Annotated in this window: 15 protein-coding genes; 2 read left to right on the top strand and 13 right to left on the bottom strand. The window is 61.7% G+C overall.

The annotated features are described in order from the left end of the window. Positions 1-532: 532 nt before the first annotated feature. The 9 genes from msrQ to mrcB all read right to left on the bottom strand — a co-directional run bounded on the left by msrQ (position 533) and on the right by mrcB (position 10,410). Positions 533-1,144 carry a protein-methionine-sulfoxide reductase heme-binding subunit MsrQ gene (gene msrQ, locus CKW35_RS27175; protein ID WP_023046899.1) on the bottom strand — a complete coding sequence of 204 codons (612 nt, stop codon included), beginning with the start codon at positions 1,142-1,144 and terminating at the stop codon, positions 533-535. Beyond that, positions 1,144-2,157, bottom strand: coding sequence for a protein-methionine-sulfoxide reductase catalytic subunit MsrP (gene msrP, locus CKW35_RS27170; protein WP_095117288.1), 1,014 nt, complete (start codon positions 2,155-2,157; stop codon positions 1,144-1,146). The genes msrQ and msrP overlap by 1 nt, the downstream gene beginning before the upstream one ends. Positions 2,158-2,236: 79 nt before the next feature. Further along, positions 2,237-3,088, bottom strand: coding sequence for a CDP-diacylglycerol--serine O-phosphatidyltransferase (gene pssA / locus CKW35_RS27165; protein ID WP_003250045.1), 852 nt, complete (start codon positions 3,086-3,088; stop codon positions 2,237-2,239). 150 nt (positions 3,089-3,238) lie between these two features. Further along, positions 3,239-4,255, bottom strand: a complete 1,017-nt coding sequence (gene ilvC / locus CKW35_RS27160) for a ketol-acid reductoisomerase (RefSeq protein ID WP_003250043.1) — start codon at positions 4,253-4,255, stop codon at positions 3,239-3,241. A gap of 54 nt (positions 4,256-4,309) precedes the next feature. After that, the gene (gene ilvN / locus CKW35_RS27155; protein WP_003250040.1) at positions 4,310-4,801 is read right to left on the bottom strand and encodes an acetolactate synthase small subunit; all 492 of its coding nucleotides are present in this window, start codon (positions 4,799-4,801) and stop codon (positions 4,310-4,312) included. A gap of 1 nt (position 4,802) precedes the next feature. Next, on the bottom strand, positions 4,803-6,527 hold the full coding sequence (locus CKW35_RS27150; protein ID WP_031311555.1) for an acetolactate synthase 3 large subunit: 1,725 nt from the start codon (positions 6,525-6,527) through the stop codon (positions 4,803-4,805). A 410-nt stretch (positions 6,528-6,937) separates the two neighbouring features. After that, positions 6,938-7,270 (bottom strand): YqcC family protein, encoded by a 333-nt coding sequence (locus CKW35_RS27145; RefSeq protein WP_016489137.1) that lies wholly within the window; start codon positions 7,268-7,270, stop codon positions 6,938-6,940. Next, the gene (locus CKW35_RS27140; RefSeq protein WP_016489138.1) at positions 7,270-8,073 is read right to left on the bottom strand and encodes a tetratricopeptide repeat protein; all 804 of its coding nucleotides are present in this window, start codon (positions 8,071-8,073) and stop codon (positions 7,270-7,272) included. Before CKW35_RS27140 ends, CKW35_RS27145 begins: the two co-directional genes overlap by 1 nt. Before the next feature lie 15 nt (positions 8,074-8,088). Then, a complete protein-coding gene (gene mrcB / locus CKW35_RS27135) occupies positions 8,089-10,410 on the bottom strand; it encodes a penicillin-binding protein 1B (protein WP_016489139.1) in 2,322 nt (773 codons plus the stop codon). Positions 10,411-10,524: 114 nt separating this feature from the next. Between mrcB and CKW35_RS27130 the strand changes: the two genes are divergently transcribed. Together CKW35_RS27130 and CKW35_RS27125 are read left to right on the top strand one after the other, a co-directional pair. Continuing rightward, entirely contained in the window at positions 10,525-12,087 is a 1,563-nt protein-coding gene (locus tag CKW35_RS27130; protein WP_070086835.1) for a bifunctional aminoglycoside phosphotransferase/ATP-binding protein, read from the top strand. Positions 12,088-12,339: 252 nt separating this feature from the next. Next, positions 12,340-12,618 carry a TfoX/Sxy family protein gene (locus tag CKW35_RS27125; protein ID WP_016489141.1) on the top strand — a complete coding sequence of 93 codons (279 nt, stop codon included), beginning with the start codon at positions 12,340-12,342 and terminating at the stop codon, positions 12,616-12,618. 191 nt (positions 12,619-12,809) lie between these two features. Here CKW35_RS27125 and CKW35_RS27120 read toward each other — a convergent pair whose 3' ends face one another. From CKW35_RS27120 to CKW35_RS27105, 4 genes are read right to left on the bottom strand one after another with little or no spacing between them, the layout of a single operon-like run. Further along, positions 12,810-13,700, bottom strand: coding sequence for a ChaN family lipoprotein (locus CKW35_RS27120; protein WP_060519906.1), 891 nt, complete (start codon positions 13,698-13,700; stop codon positions 12,810-12,812). Positions 13,701-13,712: 12 nt separating this feature from the next. Further along, positions 13,713-14,480 (bottom strand): heme ABC transporter ATP-binding protein, encoded by a 768-nt coding sequence (locus tag CKW35_RS27115; RefSeq protein ID WP_016489143.1) that lies wholly within the window; start codon positions 14,478-14,480, stop codon positions 13,713-13,715. Then, the gene (locus CKW35_RS27110; protein WP_161775545.1) at positions 14,480-15,463 is read right to left on the bottom strand and encodes an iron ABC transporter permease; all 984 of its coding nucleotides are present in this window, start codon (positions 15,461-15,463) and stop codon (positions 14,480-14,482) included. Before CKW35_RS27110 ends, CKW35_RS27115 begins: the two co-directional genes overlap by 1 nt. A gap of 50 nt (positions 15,464-15,513) precedes the next feature. Continuing rightward, positions 15,514-16,398, bottom strand: coding sequence for a hemin ABC transporter substrate-binding protein (locus CKW35_RS27105; RefSeq protein WP_095117287.1), 885 nt, complete (start codon positions 16,396-16,398; stop codon positions 15,514-15,516). Positions 16,399-16,453: the final 55 nt, after the last annotated feature.

Genomic DNA, 16,453 nt, shown 5'->3' with positions numbered 1-16,453 from the left:
GCCCTTTCAACGCCACCTTAACTACTTAACTCATTGAATCTCAAGGAGTTTGTCGTTCCGATGTCGCTGGAAGTGGGGCGCATTATAAGGGGATTCAGAAGGGCGTCAACCTTTAATTTCAAGAAACTGAAATATAAGCAGGAAACACCGTAGAAAGGCCACCAGGTGTCCGCCACAACACAGTCAGCGCCTGTGAGATCGAGCGCCGCCCGCGCGGCGCATCGCGACGCAAGGCCGCTCCCACATTTGTTTCGGGCCAGTTACTCCTGCCTCCTCCGCACTCGCACCCTGGGTGTATGGCTGGAGATTGCAGTGAAGGGGCGGCGCAACCTTCAATATTGAAGGGAACAAACAAGGGGGCGCGCGCCAATGGCACAGGCTGGACTGGCCCGAAACAAATGTGGGAGCGGCCTTGCGTCGCGATGCGCCGCGCGGGCGGCGCTCGATCTCACAGGCGCCACAAGATCAAAGGCAAGCACCTTTCACAGCCACTACTATCTCGAGACCGACCCTTGGCAGCCCCACCTCACTCTCAAACCGCCCTGCCCTGCTTCCGACCAACCCTCGAAAGCCCCCGCCCAACAGCAGGAATCCGCAGCACCATCAGCACAGCACCAATAAACGCATAGACAGCCCACTCCCGCAGGTCCGAACGCACAATCCACAAAAAGTGCAGCAAGCCCAGCCCAAGAACCAGATACACCAACCTGTGCAGCTTCTTCCACCGCGCCCCCAGCCGCCGCTGGCTATACCGATTCGAGGTAGCCGCCAAGGCCAGCAAGCACAGGAACCCAAGCGCACCCACAATAATGTAGGGCCGCTTACTCAGCTCCACCGCCAACTGCCCCCAATCCAGCCCAAGAATAAAGAACAGGTAACAAAGGATGTGCAGCACTATATAAGCAAACACCCACAACCCCAGCTGCCGACGCACCACGATCCACCCCGACCAGCCCGTCACCTTCTGCAGTGGCGTCATGCTCAAGGTCACCAACAGGAAGGTGAGTGCCCCAAGCCCAAGGCGATCCATCATGATCTTCCCGGGGTCAGGCCCCAGCAGGTTCATCGCTGCCTCATATAACCACCACGCTGGGAACAGACATCCCACGACGAAAATAGCCAGGCGAAACCAGGGGTAACGCATCAATAGTTCTTCCGCAGATCGAGCCCGGTATACAGCGACGCCACTTCATCGGCGTAGCCATTAAACATCTGAGTCTCTCGCACATTGGGGCTGAACAACCCGCTGGGCAATCGGCGCTCACGTGCCTGGCTCCAGCGCGGGTGATCGACCGTAGGGTTCACATTGGCATAGAAGCCATACTCATCCGGCGCCAGCCCTTCCCAGGTAGTGCCGGGCTGCTCAGCCACCAAACTGATGCGCACGATCGACTTGATGCTCTTGAAGCCATACTTCCACGGCACCACCAGGCGCAACGGCGCGCCATTCTGGTTCGGCAGTTCGCGGCCATACATGCCTACCGCCAGGATCGCCAAAGGGTGCATTGCCTCGTCCAGGCGAAGCCCCTCTCTATAAGGCCAGTCGATCAGGGCGAACCCCGAACGCTGCCCGGGCATGTGCTGCGGATCCTTCAATGTTTCGAAGCGCACATACCGCGCCTTGGACGTGGGCTCCACCTGCTTGAGCACCTGCGCCAAAGGGAATCCCAACCAAGGGATAACCATCGACCAAGCCTCTACGCAACGCAGCCGATAAATCCGCTCTTCAAGCTGATAAGGCTTGACGAAGTCTTCCAGCGCATAGCGCCCAGGCTTGCCCACCTCACCATCCACCACAACCGACCACGGCTCGGTCTTCAGGCTATCGCCATTGGCTGCCGGGTCACCCTTGTCGGGCCCGAACTCGTAAAAATTGTTGTAATGGGTGGCATCCTTGAACGGCGTGATCGCCTCGTCCTTCACCGTCATCGCCTGCCAGCGCGTGGCAGCGAGCTTGTCGGCGAACCAGGCTGGCGCGGTGCCGGCCTGCACATCGGCATAACGCGAGACTTCTGCAGCCCCAGCCCCGCCTGGCAGGGCGCCCAGCGCCAGACCGGCCAACGAGCCACCCAGCAATGTGCGACGGGAAAGGTAGATGCCTTCTGGCGTGATCTGCGAGGCCTTGCACTCGGAAGACCTGGGAAGCTTGATGAGCATGGGCGGCTCCATAGCACTGGGTAACGGATGTACCAGTATGACTATGGAGCCGGAAGGTTATTCCAGCGTTAAGCGATTTTCACGCTTTGCGCCGGCGCGCCTTCAGCAGGAACTGGATCGGGCCAGATGCCGCATAGGCGAGGAAGATCAGCAGCAGGATGCGCGGCGGGTCGCTGAACACGACGGCAAATACCAGCACCACGGCAAGGATGGCCACGAACGGCACGCGCCCCTTGAGGTCCAGCTCCTTGAAGCTGTTGTACTTGATATTGCTGACCATCAGCATGCCGGCAGCCGCTACCAGCAGCGCCACCAGGAACGACAGCTTGGAGCCCTGAATGCCGTAATCGCTGAACGCCCACACGGTACCCGCCACCACCCCTGCGGCAGCCGGGCTGGCCAGGCCGATGAAGTAACGCTTGTCGGCAGTGCCGACCTGGGTATTGAAGCGTGCCAGACGCAACGCTGCACCGGCCACATAAATGAAGGCGACCATCCAGCCGACCTTGCCCATGTCACCCAGCGCCCAGCCAAATGCCAGCAAAGCAGGGGCCACGCCGAAGGCAACCATGTCCGACAGCGAGTCGTACTCGGCACCGAAGGCACTCTGGGTATTGGTCATGCGTGCAACGCGGCCGTCCAGGCCATCGAGCACCATGGCCACGAAGATGGCGATGGCGGCAAAGGCGAAGTACTTGCTCGCCTCGCGCGGGTCACCGGCACTCAGGGCGCTCTGTGCGCTCATCGAGCTGATGATGGAATAGAAGCCGGCAAATAGGTTGGCGGTGGTAAACAGGTTGGGCAGCAGGTAGATGCCGCGGTGGCGCACCTTGCGGCCTTCGGCGTCATGCCCTTCTTCAACGTGCTCATCGACAGGTAGCAGGCTTTCGGCGTCGGAGGGCTTGTTCGGCTCTTCGGGACGTTCGCTCATAAAGGGTACCTTGCAACAGGATGGAAAATGTTCGACACGGGCCCGCGAAACAGGTTCTGACAGCAGGCCACTGGTCTGCTTTATACCAGAAGCGGGCTCCCAGAACGAAAAAACGCGGCCGAAGCCGCGTTTTTCATCTATCGATAAGACTTAGTTCTTGGTCTTGTCGACGATTTTGTTAGCCGAGATCCACGGCATCATCGAGCGCAGTTGCTCGCCGATGATTTCGATACCGTGAGCGGCGTTGTTGCGGCGCTTGGCGGTCATCGATGGGTAGTTGGTAGCACCTTCGGAGATGAACATCTTCGCGTACTCGCCGTCCTGGATGCGCTTCAGAGCGTTGCGCATGGCCTTGCGGGATTCTTCGTTGATGACTTCCGGGCCGGTAACGTACTCACCGTATTCGGCGTTGTTGGAGATCGAGTAGTTCATGTTGGCGATGCCGCCTTCGTACATGAGGTCAACGATCAGCTTCAGTTCGTGCAGGCACTCGAAGTAGGCCATTTCTGGCGCGTAGCCAGCTTCGACCAGGGTTTCGAAACCGGCTTTGACCAGCTCGACGGTACCGCCGCACAGAACGGCCTGCTCACCGAACAGGTCGGTTTCAGTCTCGTCCTTGAAGGTGGTTTCGATGATGCCGGTACGGCCACCACCAACGCCCGAAGCGTAAGACAGGGCGACGTTCTTGGCATTGCCCGAAGCGTCCTGGTAGATAGCGATCAGGTCAGGGATGCCGCCGCCTTTGACGAACTCGGAGCGAACGGTGTGGCCCGGGGCCTTCGGTGCGATCATGATCACGTCGAGGTCGGCACGCGGAACAACCTGGTTGTAGTGGATCGAGAAGCCGTGGGAGAAGGCCAGGGTAGCGCCCTTCTTGATGTTCGGCTCGATCTCGTTCTTGTACAGCGCGCCCTGGAACTCGTCCGGGGTCAGGATCATGACCAGGTCAGCCGCAGCGACAGCGGTTGCAACGTCGGCAACTTTCAGGCCGTGGGCTTCAGCCTTGGCAACGGTAGCCGAACCTTTACGCAGACCGACGGTAACGTCTACACCGGAGTCCTTCAGGTTGCACGCTTGAGCGTGGCCCTGGGAGCCGTAACCGATGATGGCGACTTTCTTGCCCTGGATGATGGAAAGGTCGCAGTCTTTATCGTAGAAAACTTTCATGAAATACCCCTGGTTATATCTCGGCCCCTGCGGAGCCATCGCTAATTTTTGAATTTAGATGCTGAGCACTTTGTCGCCACGGGCAATGCCGGTAACGCCGCTGCGCACGGTTTCGAGAATCGATGCAGTGCCGATCGCCTGGATGAAGCTGTCCAGTTTGTCACTGGTGCCGCTCAGCTGCACGGTGTACACGCTGGCGGTCACGTCGACAATCTGGCCACGGAAGATATCCGTGGTGCGCTTGATCTCGGCGCGCTGGGCACCGGTGGCCTTGACCTTGACCAGCATCAGTTCGCGCTCGATATGAGCGCTTTCCGACAGGTCGACAAGCTTGACCACTTCGACCAGCTTGTTCAGGTTCTTGGTGATCTGTTCGATCACTTCGTCATGGCCAACGGTGGTCAGCGTCAGACGCGACAGGGTCGGGTCTTCGGTCGGCGCCACGGTCAGGCTTTCAATGTTGTAGTTGCGCTGGGAGAACAGGCCGACCACACGGGACAACGCACCTGGTTCGTTTTCCAGCAGCAGGGAAATGATGTGCCGCATATCAGGTACGCTCCGTCTTGCTCAGCCACATGTCACGCATCGAGCCATCCTTGATCTGCATCGGATAGACATGCTCGCTGCGGTCAACCGCGATGTCGATGAACACCAGGCGGTCCTTCATCGCAAACGCTTCTTCCAGCTTCGGCTTGAGGTCCTTCAGGCTGGTGATGCGGATACCCACATGGCCATAGGCCTCGGCCAGCTTGATGAAGTCAGGCAGCGACTCGACGTACGAGTGCGAGTGACGACCGTTGTAGGCCATGTCCTGCCACTGGCGGACCATGCCCAGCACACCGTTGTTCAGGTTGACAATTTTCACCGGCAGGCCGTACTGCATGCAGGTGGACAGCTCCTGGATGTTCATCTGGATGCTGCCTTCGCCGGTCACGCAGGCAACGTCCTGGTCCGGGAAGTTGAGCTTCACGCCCATCGCCGCCGGGAAGCCGAAGCCCATGGTGCCCAGGCCACCGGAGTTGATCCAGCGGTTCGGCTTGTTGAAGCGGTAGTACTGCGCCGCAAACATCTGGTGCTGGCCCACGTCGGAGGTCACAAAGGCATCGCCATTGGTCACTTCGCACAGGGTCTCGATGACTTTCTGCGGTTTGATGACGTTGCCATCGCCCTTGTCGTAAGGGAACAGCTCGCCATCGCCACGCCATTCGTCAATCTGCTTCCACCAGGCATCCAGCGCCGCCTTGTCAGGCTGCTCGCCGATTTCCTTGAGGATGCCGAGCATTTCGCTGAGCACGCTGTCGACCGGACCAACGATTGGCACGTCGGCTTTGATCATCTTGGAGATCGACGCCGGGTCGATGTCGATGTGGATGATCTTGGCGTTCGGGCAGAACTTGGCCGGGCCGTTGACCACACGGTCGTCAAAGCGTGCGCCCACAGCGAGGATCACGTCGGCATTGTGCATGGCCATGTTGGCGGTGTAGCTGCCATGCATGCCAAGCATGCCGAGGAACTGGCGGTCAGTACCCGGGAAGCCACCCAGCCCCATCAGGGTGTTGGTGACCGGCAGGTTCAGCGACTTGGCGATTTCGGTCAGGGCTTCGGAGCCACCACCCAGAATCACGCCACCACCGGAGTAGACGATCGGGCGCTTGGCAGCCAGGAGCATCTCGGCAGCCTTGCGGATCTGGCCAGAATGGCCACGGACCGCCGGGCTGTAGGAACGCAGCTTGACCTTTTTCGGATAGACGTATTCGAACTTCTCGGCCGGGTTGGTCATATCTTTTGGAATGTCGACCACGACCGGACCTGGGCGACCGGATTGCGCCAGGTAGAAAGCTTTCTTGAGGACTTCAGGGATCTCGGTCGGGTTCTTGATCATGAAGCTGTGCTTCACGATCGGCCGCGAGATACCAATCATGTCGGTTTCCTGGAAGGCATCGGTACCCACCATGGTGCTAGGCACCTGGCCGGACAGGATGACCATCGGAATCGAATCCATGTAGGCGGTGGCAATGCCGGTAATGGCATTGGTCGCGCCCGGGCCGGAGGTTACCAGCACCACACCGGCCTTGCCGGTGGCGCGGGCATAGCCGTCCGCCATATGGGTTGCCGCCTGCTCGTGACGAACCAGGATGTGTTCCACTTCCGGTTCTTTGAACAGCGCGTCGTAAACATGCAGGAGAGCACCACCAGGGTACCCGTAGATGTGCTTAACGCCTTCGTCACGCAAAAAGCGGACGACCATCTCAGCGCCAGATAAAAGCTCCACGTTGTTCACCTCTAAAACGCCAGAATACCGTCCCTAGTGGACGGGTCTTAATAGGTTTACTGCCAAGCAGAGCATGAGCGAAAACGTCAGCACTGACTGAGCAAGTATTGGGAGCACCCCAGAGTGTTGCGGGGTTTTCCCACCCAGCGCGAGGTAACGCGTTGCGGGGTGTAACAGGTCGGCGCGGGTGTGCACCTCATGATCTGCCTAGCGGGTCTGCTTCTGGCAGTCCCTCTACAGCGGAAGTTGGATTCTTGTGATTCGGCGCCAACATGTCAAGAAAAATTATTGCCAATTTTTCCCCAAGATGAATTCCTGCCACCACTAAAAATCGCTTCAGCAGCAGAATAAATAAGATTTCCACAAAAAAGGGCCACAATCTGCGGCCCCTGAAGGAAAAACTGAAGAAATCAGGCGGAAGGAGCGATCAATTGGTCAAATGCTGCCAACAGTCGGCGCAGCTCACGACTTTGCTCCGGCCGGTCGGTAAACACGGTCTCGGCCATGACCAGGATGCTGGAGGCGTTGGGCAGGGGATGGCCCAGCTCGATGATGATCTTCATGCGCGGCAGGAAAATCCATTGCAGCCACTGCTCGAAACTGAGGGTATCGACAGCGAACGGCACAGTACTGGCCAATGCCTCGTCGCTGGGTGGCTCGTCATCCCACCACCCCTGCACCACCAGTTCACGTTCGATCAGCAACAGGTGGTCGGCAATATCCAGAATACGTTGCTCGATCATCACGAATTGACCCGTGCCTTCTGCCGGGCCAGTGCTGCGCCAGCGCTGTCACCTTGCTTTTCACGGGCCTGGGCGATGGTGTTCCATAGCTCGGCCTGCAGGCTTGGCCGGCCGTTGGCGTAAGTCAGGGCGCGACGCGCCAACTGTTCGGCCTGGGCGGCATCACCCTGCGACAGGCGTACCTGGGCCAGGCGGTACAGCACTTGCGGCTCGCGCGGGGCAATACGCTGGGCACGCTCAAGGCTCGAAGCAGCGCCGTTGAAGTCACCACTGCCCTGCTGGGTCTGCGCGGTGGTCAACAGGGCCAGCACCGGGCCATCTAGCTGCTCGTCGGCCGACAGACCACCGGCAGCGGTGCTGCTGCGCGGAATACCGGTTGGCGCGCTGGTGCTTGCCGGGGCGCTGTTCATGGCCGCGATGTCGAACGGCTCGTCGGCGATCGGGTTCGGGTTTGTGGTCATCGGCGCCGAACTGACCGGGCCCGGGGTAATCGGGCCAGGCGTGATAGGCGAGGTGCTGATCGGTGCCGCGCCATTGGCAGCCGGGAACGTCTGGATACCTGAAGCGCCAGCGCCCTGCGGAATCATCACGGTAACACCGGAGTCTTCGGGCAGCGTCTGCGCTTGCGCGGTGCCCGTGTTATAGCCACCCGCCGAGCGGTTAGCCGTCACGCGCTCGCTGTTGGACACGCGGGTGCTCGAATCGACCACCGGTATATTGCCGCGCGGGACGCTGGAGCACCCCTGGAGCACAGCCAACGCCGTCACGGCAGGAAACAGCCACTTGTTCACGTCACACCTCATCAATGCAGCCTGTGCTTAATTCATCCAGCCTTTGACCCAGTCCATGACCGACTCGGCAGGATTCTGCTCGCCGCCACAGGTCGCACCGGCGGGCGGTTCACTCCCGCGAATATACGGCATCTGCACCGCTCCCGGACAGCTGGCATCAGACCCATGGCCAGTGTAAGGGTCGATCCAGGCCTGCACCACGTTGTCCGGTTGCGGCATGTCCAGCGGCAGCGGGTCGGCCTTTTTCATGAAACTGGTCCATACCTGCAGGGCACCGGTGGCACCGGTAAAGGGTGTTTTGCCGTTATCGTCACGGCCCATCCACACCACGGCCAGCAGGTCCTGGCTGAAGCCGGAGAACCAGCTGTCGCGCGAGTCGTTACTGGTACCGGTCTTGCCCGCCAGGGTCAGCGAGCGCGGCAAGGTGTTGTACACCGAGCGCCCGGTACCTTCGCGCATGACCCGCTGCATGGCGTTCTGCACCAGGTAGATGGCGCCCGGGTCGAAGGTTTGCTGGATCTGGAACGGGTAGCGCTTGAGCGGCTCGCCTTCGGCAGTCAACACGCTGCGGATACCGCGCATCGGGGTGTTGAAACCGCCGTTGGCGATGGTCTGGTACATGGTTGCAACCTGCATCGGCGACATGCCACCAGCACCCAGCAGCATGGCCGGGAAGGCTGGCCAGTCGACATTTACCCCTAGCCGGCCAATGGTCTTGATCACATTGGGCACGCCCACTTCCAGGCCAAGCTTGGCAGTCGAAAGGTTGTACGAGTTGGCAAGCCCCTGATACAGATAGATGGTGCCATGCGGTCGACGGTCGTAGTTTTGTGGGCGCCAGACCTGACCATCGGCACCCTTGACCGAAAATGGCTCATCCTGCACCCAGCTGGTCAGGGTGTACTTGCTCGGCTGCTCCAGCGCAGTCAGGTACACCGACGGTTTTACCAGCGAGCCGATCGGCCGCACAGCATCAATGGCCCGGTTGAAACCGGCGAAGCCTGCCAGGCGGCTGCCGATCAGCGCCTGTACCTCACCGGTTTCCGGGTTGGTCACGACCATTGCCGATTCCACCTCGTCAGCCCCCTTGCGCCCCGACAGGCGCTTGAAGGTCTCGCTCATCGAAGTTTCGGCCTTCATCTGCAGGATCGGGTCGAAGCTGGTGAAAATACGCAGGCCTTCTTCAGTCAAGTCTTCGTCGCGGTAGTCCTGGCGCAGTTGACGCTTGACCAGGTCGAGGAAGGCCGGGAACGAGCTGTCAGCCAGGCTGCCGCGCTTGGTCACGCCCAGCGGCATCTTCTTCGCTGCATCAACTTCCGCCTGGCTGGCCACGCCTTGCTCGGCCACCAGGTCGAGCACCAGGTTGCGGCGAGCCAGGGCACGGTCAGGGTAACGCCGCGGGTTGTAGTAGGACGGGCCTTTGACCATGCCTACCAGCAGGGCGATCTGGTGCAGTTTCAGCTCAGACAGCGGTTGGCTGAAGAAGAACTGGCTGGCCAGACCGAAACCGTGAACTGCACGTTGGCCATCCTGACCGACGAACACCTCGTTGAGGTAGGCCTCGAGAATCTCGCGCTTGTCGTAATGCAGCTCAAGCAGCATCGCCATCATTGCCTCGGTCAGCTTTCGGCTGAGGCTGCGCTCACTGCTGAGGTAGAAGTTCTTCACCAGCTGTTGGGTCAGGGTACTGCCCCCCTGGCGCATGGACCCCGACGATGTGTTGACCCACATTGCCCGGGCGATGGACTTGGGCGACACGCCGTAGTGGCTGTAGAAGTCGCGGTCTTCGGTCGCTACCAGTGTTTCGAGCAGGTACTTGGGTACCTGATCGATCTTGATCAGGATGCGGTCTTCGAGGTTCTTCGGGTAGATGCCGCCGATCATCAGCGGCTCCAGCCGCACCACGTCGAGCGCCTTGCCGTTGGCCGCAGAAAGGCCCGCCACGTAATCGCCGGAGAAGCGCACGCGCACGAACTGCGCCGGTTCCATCCCCTCGTAGAACTGGAAGCCACGGGTGTTGAGGTCGACGGTATTGCCGTTGACGGCCGCCGCACCTGGGCCGTTGGCCGCGCTCTCACGCCGGTAGCCGAGCGCATCGAGTTCGGTAAGGAAGTCGTTTTTGCTCAGTTTTTGACCAGTAAAGAGCTCCAGCGGCCGGGCATACACCTTGGCCGGGATGGTCCAGCGCTTGCCGGAGAACTTCTCCTGCACGACAGCATCGAGGTAAACCGCGAAGCCGGCAACGATCACCAGGCCTACCAGGCTGAGCTTCAAAGCCCAGCCCAGCCAGGCGCGAGAACGGCTGGTCGAGGGTTTCTGAGGGGTACGAGGATTTCGAGATCGGGTCATGGCGGCGGATTATACGCACTTTATAAAGGCTGGGCAGACGGCCCAGCGGTAGGCAGGGACGGCACCATTGACCATAATGGCGCATTCGAATTCCCTGCCCCGGAAGGATTTGCCGTGAGCCAAGCTCTTATCACTGCGTTGCAGAACCCCGCCCTGTACCCTCACCCCGTGGATGGGTTCCAGCTCATCGAGACGCATATCTCCTGGGTGCTGCTCACCGGCGAGTACGCCTACAAGATCAAGAAACCGATGAACTTCGGCTTCCTCGATTTCACCGAACTGGGTCAGCGCCAGCATTTCTGTAACGAAGAGTTGCGCCTGAACCAGCGCATGACCGATGGCCTGTACCTGGAGGTATTGGCGGTGACCGGTAGTGTCGAAGCGCCGCAGATCGGTGGCGACGGCGAGGCCATCGAATACGCGCTGAAGATGCGCCAGTTCCCTCAGGGGCAGATGCTCAGCACCCTGCAGGCCAATGGTGAACTGAATGCCGCGCACATTGACCAGATGGCCCGGCAAATCGCCGAGTTTCACCTGCAGACCCCCAAGGTATCTGCCGAGCAGCCCTACGGTTCGCCTGAAAGCGTCATGGCCCCGGTCGAGCAGAACTTCGAGCAGATCCGCCCATTCCTCAGCGACAAGGCCGACCTGCTGCAACTGGACAACCTGCAGGCGTGGGCGCGGAGCAGTTTCGAGCGGCTGCAAGGCCTGTTCGCCTCGCGCAAGGCCAATGGCTTTACCCGCGAGTGTCATGGCGACATCCACCTGGGCAACGCGACCCTGATCAACGGCCAGGTGGTGATCTTCGACTGCATCGAGTTCAACGAACCGTTCCGCATGACCGATGTCTGGGCCGACACCGGCTTCCTCGCCATGGACCTGGAAGATCGCGGCCTCAAGTGCCTGGCACGACGTTTCATCAGTCAGTACCTGGAGCTGACCGGCGATTATGAAGGCCTGGAGGTGCTCAACTTCTACAAAGCCTATCGCGCCCTGGTACGGGCCAAGGTCGCGCTGTTCAGCATGCCGGCCAATGCCGATGGCGTGCAGCGGGCCACTACCCTGCGCACCTACCGCAACTACGCCAACCTGGCGGAAAGCTACAGCGCCATCCCTTCGCGGCTGCTGGCCATCACCCATGGTGTCTCGGCAGTGGGCAAGAGCCACGTGGCAATGCGCCTGGTCGAGGCCTTGGGCGCCATTCGCGTGCGCTCCGACGTCGAGCGCAAGCGCCTGTTCGGCGATCAGCCGCACGACCACGCCGGCCAACTGACTGCCGGCATTTATGACCCGGATGCCAGTGCCGCCACCTACCAACGTTTGCATGAAGTGGCAGCCACCGTTTTGCGCGCCGGCTTCCCGGTGGTGCTGGATGCCACCTACCTCAAGCGTGAACAGCGCCAGGCTGCTGCAGACGTCGCCAGCCAGACCGGTGTGCCGTTCCTGATCCTCGACTGCCACGCACCCGAGGCCGTCATCGCCAGCTGGCTGGAGCAGCGTCAGGCCGAAAACACCGACCCCTCCGATGCAACCCTGGATGTGGTCAAGGCCCAGCAGGCGAGCCGTGAAGCGTTGGATGCGCAGGAGCTGGTGCAGAGCACACGGGTCGATACCCAGGATGCTGGCAGCATGGACCAGGTGATCGAGCAGATTCGCCAGCGGTTGCCTGGCCTGTAAGTTCGCCGTTTTCCTGTACCGGCCCCATCGCCGGCAAGCCAGCTCCCACAGTTACACCCTCGCCCTCAAGGCCTGCGGTGTACCTGTGGGGGCTGGCTTGCCGGCGATGGGGCCAGAACAGGCTACTTCCCAAAGGCAGTTCATCGCCCCCGATGGCAAAAGGCCGCGCATTTCTTAACCCCCGCTACACTCCTCTCTGACCTGCTCGCGATTTATCCTCCAATCCACGTTCAGCCATCGCAAGGAGGCTCGATGAACGATGAATTGCAGCACCTGAAGAACCTTGGCAAGACCTCTGCGCAGTGGCTGCATGCCGCCGGCATCCACAGCGCATCGGATCTGCGTCGCCTGGGTGCGGTGGGTGCCTACCAGGCCGTCAAGACACGAGGGTTCCGCGCCTCCAAGGTGCTGTTGTACGCCATTGAGGGCGCCTTGCTGGACATGCACTGGAACGATTTGCCGCTCGAACGCAAAGAAGCGCTCAATCAACAACTGGACGCGAAAAATCCTACGCAAAAAAATCCAAAATAATCGTGGGGAAGGGATTGACGCCTGAATGAGAATTGTTATGATTATCACAACTGGTCGCGAGACTGGTTGGATAACCTAAGAGCCCCTGGTTCGGACTCTCAGATTATCTCCTCATCAGGCTAATCACGGTTATTGACCCGGCATTTTGCCGGGTCTTTTTTTGCCTGGGGGTTTGTGCCGCCTGGCCCACACTACTGGCGAAACTGCGCGCAGTAATCCTGCTCCGGCATCGCCGCGGTGTACCACACGTAATCAGCCTGGCCTGGCTCAACCTGCTCGCCCACCTCGGCCAGCAGCAATACCTTGGTCTCCCCCGACGCCGACGCCCCCAGATCTGCCAGGTGCAAGGGTATGCCCAGGTCCTTGCGCACGTGATAGGCCCCGGCAAACAGCAACGCTGGCTGCGGCGCGGACAGCAACCGCTCGGCCATGCGCCGGTCGCGCTGCTGCTGCACAGCCAGCATCGCCGGCAACTGGCTTTCCGGCAGCATCCCACAATGGCCAGCGCGTACCTGCTCGAGCAAAGCACCCTTTACCGCCGGTGCATTGGACCTTTTGCCAGTCAGCGGGGCTGGCTGTCGATAGGCCTGACGCATCTCACCCGGCGACAGATTGGCGGCCAGCAGTTGCACTCGGTCCTGCAAGGCCTCACGCACTATCGGCCCGTACAGCTGCCAATCCCACCCTTCCTGCCAGGCCAGCGCCTTGGGCAAGTTCGCCGGCAGCGGCTGCCCCTGAACCTTGTCGACCAGCGGTTGCTGCTCAGGCTGCAGCATTTCCAGCAGGAGACTGCCTTGCACGCGCTTCCCCTGCATCGCGCGTAGCAGCCAGAGTTGCAACGCGTGATGGTCCGGGTTGTCATGTTTTTCGCCCACCAGCACGCGAGGGGTGCCTGCCAGGCGCTGCACCAGTTGCTCAGGGCTGATCGCCCGGCCACTGGCAAGATCGATGATGTGCCCCAACTCGGCATGCGTGCGCCCTTCACTGCTCTGCCAGGAGGGCAGTGGCGGCAGGCTGGCCTGGCAGCCGCCCAGTGAAAACATCAGGCAAAGCGAGAAACCCGACAGCAGCAGATGACGCATCGACAATGCCTCCTAGCGTGTGATGATCAGTGGGTGCCCACGCTCTGGGTGCGCCTGCACCAGTACGTCGATACCGTACACCGCCTTCAGTGCCGCTGGCGTCAATACCGCTTCGGGCGTGGCAAACGCATGGCAGCGCCCCTGCTCCAGCAACAGGATACGGTCACAGTAGCGCGCAGCCAGATTCAGGTCATGCAGGATCACCAGCACCGCAGCGCCGCGGTCGGCGAAGCGGCGCACGGATTCAAGGGTAGTGTGCTGGTGCAGTGGGTCGAGCATCGAGGTCGGTTCGTCGAGCAGCAGCGTGGCCCCCTCCTCGCCCGGCCATAGCTGGGCCAGCACGCGGGCCAGGTGCACCCGCTGGCGCTCGCCACCGGAGAGCGCCAGGTAACTGCGCCCCACCAGGTGCCAGGCATCCGCCGCCTGCAACGCCGCTTCGACAATTTGCGCATCGCGCTGCTGCCCGGTGCCATGAGGCATGCGCCCCATGCCCACCACTTCCTCGACCCGGAACGAGAAGCCCAGACTGGACACCTGTGGCAACACTGCCAGGCGCCTGGCCCGCTCCTGCCCAGGCCAATCGGTGAGGGGCCGGCCCTGCAACGTCACCCGCCCTCGCTCGGGCGCCAGCTCGCCACACAACACAGCCAGCAGGCTGCTCTTGCCGGCACCGTTGGGGCCGAGCACACCCACCACCTGCCCCGGGCTCAGTTGCAGGTGAATGTCGTGCAGCACTTCGTTGCTCCCCCGCCGCAGGTGCAGGCCTTCGACTTGCAACATCAGCTGCGCCCTCTTATCAGCAGGACCAGAAAGAACGGCGCACCGATGAAGGCCGTGACAATACCAATCGGCAACTCGGCAGGTGCCAGCAGCAGCCGCGCCGCCAGGTCGGCGAACAGCATCAGCACGCCCCCGGCCAGCAACGAGGCCGGTAGCACCACGCGGTGATCAGGCCCTGCCAGCAAGCGCACCAGGTGCGGCACCACCAGGCCGATGAAACCGATCAGCCCTGCTGCTGCCACTGCCGCACCTACGCCCAGCGCCGTGCAGAACACCAGCTCGCGCTTGAGTCGCTCCACGTCAACGCCCAGGTGGCGCGCCTCCGACTCACCCAGTAACAGGGCATTCAGCGCCTTGGCCCGGCGCGGCAGCCACACCGCTACCCCCGCCGCCACCAGTAGCAACGGCCATAGCCGTTCGTAGCTGGCACCGTTCAGGCTGCCGAGGTTCCAGAATGTCAGTGTGCGCAGGGTGGCGTCGTCGGCCAGGTAAGAGAACAGCCCAACGGCCGCGCCGCCCAGCGCAGTCATGGCCACGCCCGCCAGCAGCATCGTGGCAACGTTGGTCTGGCCATCGCGCCGCCCCAGTCGGTAGACCAACGCGGTCACCCCAAGCCCCCCGACAAAAGCGCAGAACGACAACAGATAGGGCGCGAAAGCGTCCGGCATGCCGCCAAACCAGGCACCACCGACAATGGCGACCGCTGCACCCATCGCCGCCCCAGCGGCAACCCCCACCAGCCCTGGATCGGCCAGCGGGTTGCGGAACAGCCCCTGCATGGCCACGCCGGACAGCGCCAGCACCGCGCCCACCGCCAGCCCGAGCAAGGTACGCGGCAGGCGGATCTGGCCCAGGATCATCTCGGCCTGCTGCAGGCCGTCAGCCGCAATCGGCAGCCCCAACAGGCGCAGGCCGGCGCGCAGGGTGTCGAACAGCGGCAGGCTGACCGGCCCCAAGGCCAGCGACAACCACACCGCCAACAGGCACAGCAGACTCAGGCAAATGAACAACGTACGTGGCTGGACCCGCTGTTTCATTGCGCGAAGCTGGCCTGGGCCGCCGGGTAGAAGGTGGCTGCCAGCGACTGCAAGGTCGATGGCAGGCGTGGGCCAAGCCCGCCTACCAGCAGCGTCGGGTCCAGTGACACCAGGCGTCTCTCACGCACAGCCCGCGAGGCAGCCAGCGCGGGGTTTTCTTTCAACAGCGCCTGCAAGGCCTGCTCATCGGCCAGCGCCCGGTCGGAAAACACGATCACATCCGGGTCCAGCGCCGCCAAGGCTTCGTTGGAGAAGTTCTTGTAGCCTTGATGTTCTGCCAGGTTGTGCCCACCCGCCTGGCCCAGCAGCCAGTCACCCGCAGTGCCCTGCCCGGCGATCAGCGGCTTGGCCCCGGAATGGCCGACCAGCAGTAGCACCCCAGGTGCCTTTTGGCCTGCCTGAGCCTGCTTGACCTTGGCCTGCACCGCCTCGATCTGCTGGTGGTAGCCCGCCGCCAACGCCGAAGCTTGCTGCTCTGCGCCAAGCAACTGCCCCAGATGCTTGAGGTTTTCATCCACCGCCGTCAGTTCGGCCTTGCTGGAGAACAACTCCACCTGCACACCGGCCTTGCGAATTTGCGCCAGTACCGGCGGCGGGCCCATTTCCTCGGTGCCCACCAGTACATCCGGGCGCAGGCTGAGAATGCCTTCAGCGGACAACTGCCGCTGGTAACCCACGCTGGGCAGTGATTTCAGCGATGCCGGGTGCTGGCTGGTGGTGTCCACACCGACAAGCCGCGCTTCGCCGCCCAATGCAGTTATCCACTCGCTCAGGGCGCCACCCGCGCTGACCCAGCGTTGCGGCAACTCGGCCGCCAGGGCCGTGGTGGAGAGCACAAGGCTTGCGCAGAGGGCGAGCAAGGCGACTGGACGGCGCATCATGGGGTTCCTTCTGAAGGCGAGCCGCGCGCCTTGTGGCGGGCGACAGAACTGCGCA

Origin of the sequence: Pseudomonas sp. Irchel 3F3, assembly GCF_900187545.1 — a bacterium.
Lineage (GTDB): Bacteria > Pseudomonadota > Gammaproteobacteria > Pseudomonadales > Pseudomonadaceae > Aquipseudomonas > Aquipseudomonas fortuita.
Note: the sequence above shows the minus strand (reverse complement) of the source record. Positions and strands in the feature narration are given on the sequence as shown.

Coding starts and splice junctions, on each gene's coding strand:
- mrcB (WP_016489139.1), bottom strand. CDS start 10,410: ATGACCCGATCTCGAAATCCTCGTACCCCTCAGAAACCCTCGACCAGC.
- ilvN (WP_003250040.1), bottom strand. CDS start 4,801: ATGCGGCACATCATTTCCCTGCTGCTGGAAAACGAACCAGGTGCGTTG.
- CKW35_RS27120 (WP_060519906.1), bottom strand. CDS start 13,700: ATGCGTCATCTGCTGCTGTCGGGTTTCTCGCTTTGCCTGATGTTTTCA.
- CKW35_RS27125 (WP_016489141.1), top strand. CDS start 12,340: ATGAACGATGAATTGCAGCACCTGAAGAACCTTGGCAAGACCTCTGCG.
- CKW35_RS27140 (WP_016489138.1), bottom strand. CDS start 8,073: ATGAGGTGTGACGTGAACAAGTGGCTGTTTCCTGCCGTGACGGCGTTG.
- CKW35_RS27145 (WP_016489137.1), bottom strand. CDS start 7,270: ATGATCGAGCAACGTATTCTGGATATTGCCGACCACCTGTTGCTGATC.
- CKW35_RS27115 (WP_016489143.1), bottom strand. CDS start 14,480: ATGTTGCAAGTCGAAGGCCTGCACCTGCGGCGGGGGAGCAACGAAGTG.
- ilvC (WP_003250043.1), bottom strand. CDS start 4,255: ATGAAAGTTTTCTACGATAAAGACTGCGACCTTTCCATCATCCAGGGC.
- msrP (WP_095117288.1), bottom strand. CDS start 2,157: ATGCTCATCAAGCTTCCCAGGTCTTCCGAGTGCAAGGCCTCGCAGATC.
- pssA (WP_003250045.1), bottom strand. CDS start 3,088: ATGAGCGAACGTCCCGAAGAGCCGAACAAGCCCTCCGACGCCGAAAGC.
- msrQ (WP_023046899.1), bottom strand. CDS start 1,144: ATGCGTTACCCCTGGTTTCGCCTGGCTATTTTCGTCGTGGGATGTCTG.
- CKW35_RS27105 (WP_095117287.1), bottom strand. CDS start 16,398: ATGATGCGCCGTCCAGTCGCCTTGCTCGCCCTCTGCGCAAGCCTTGTG.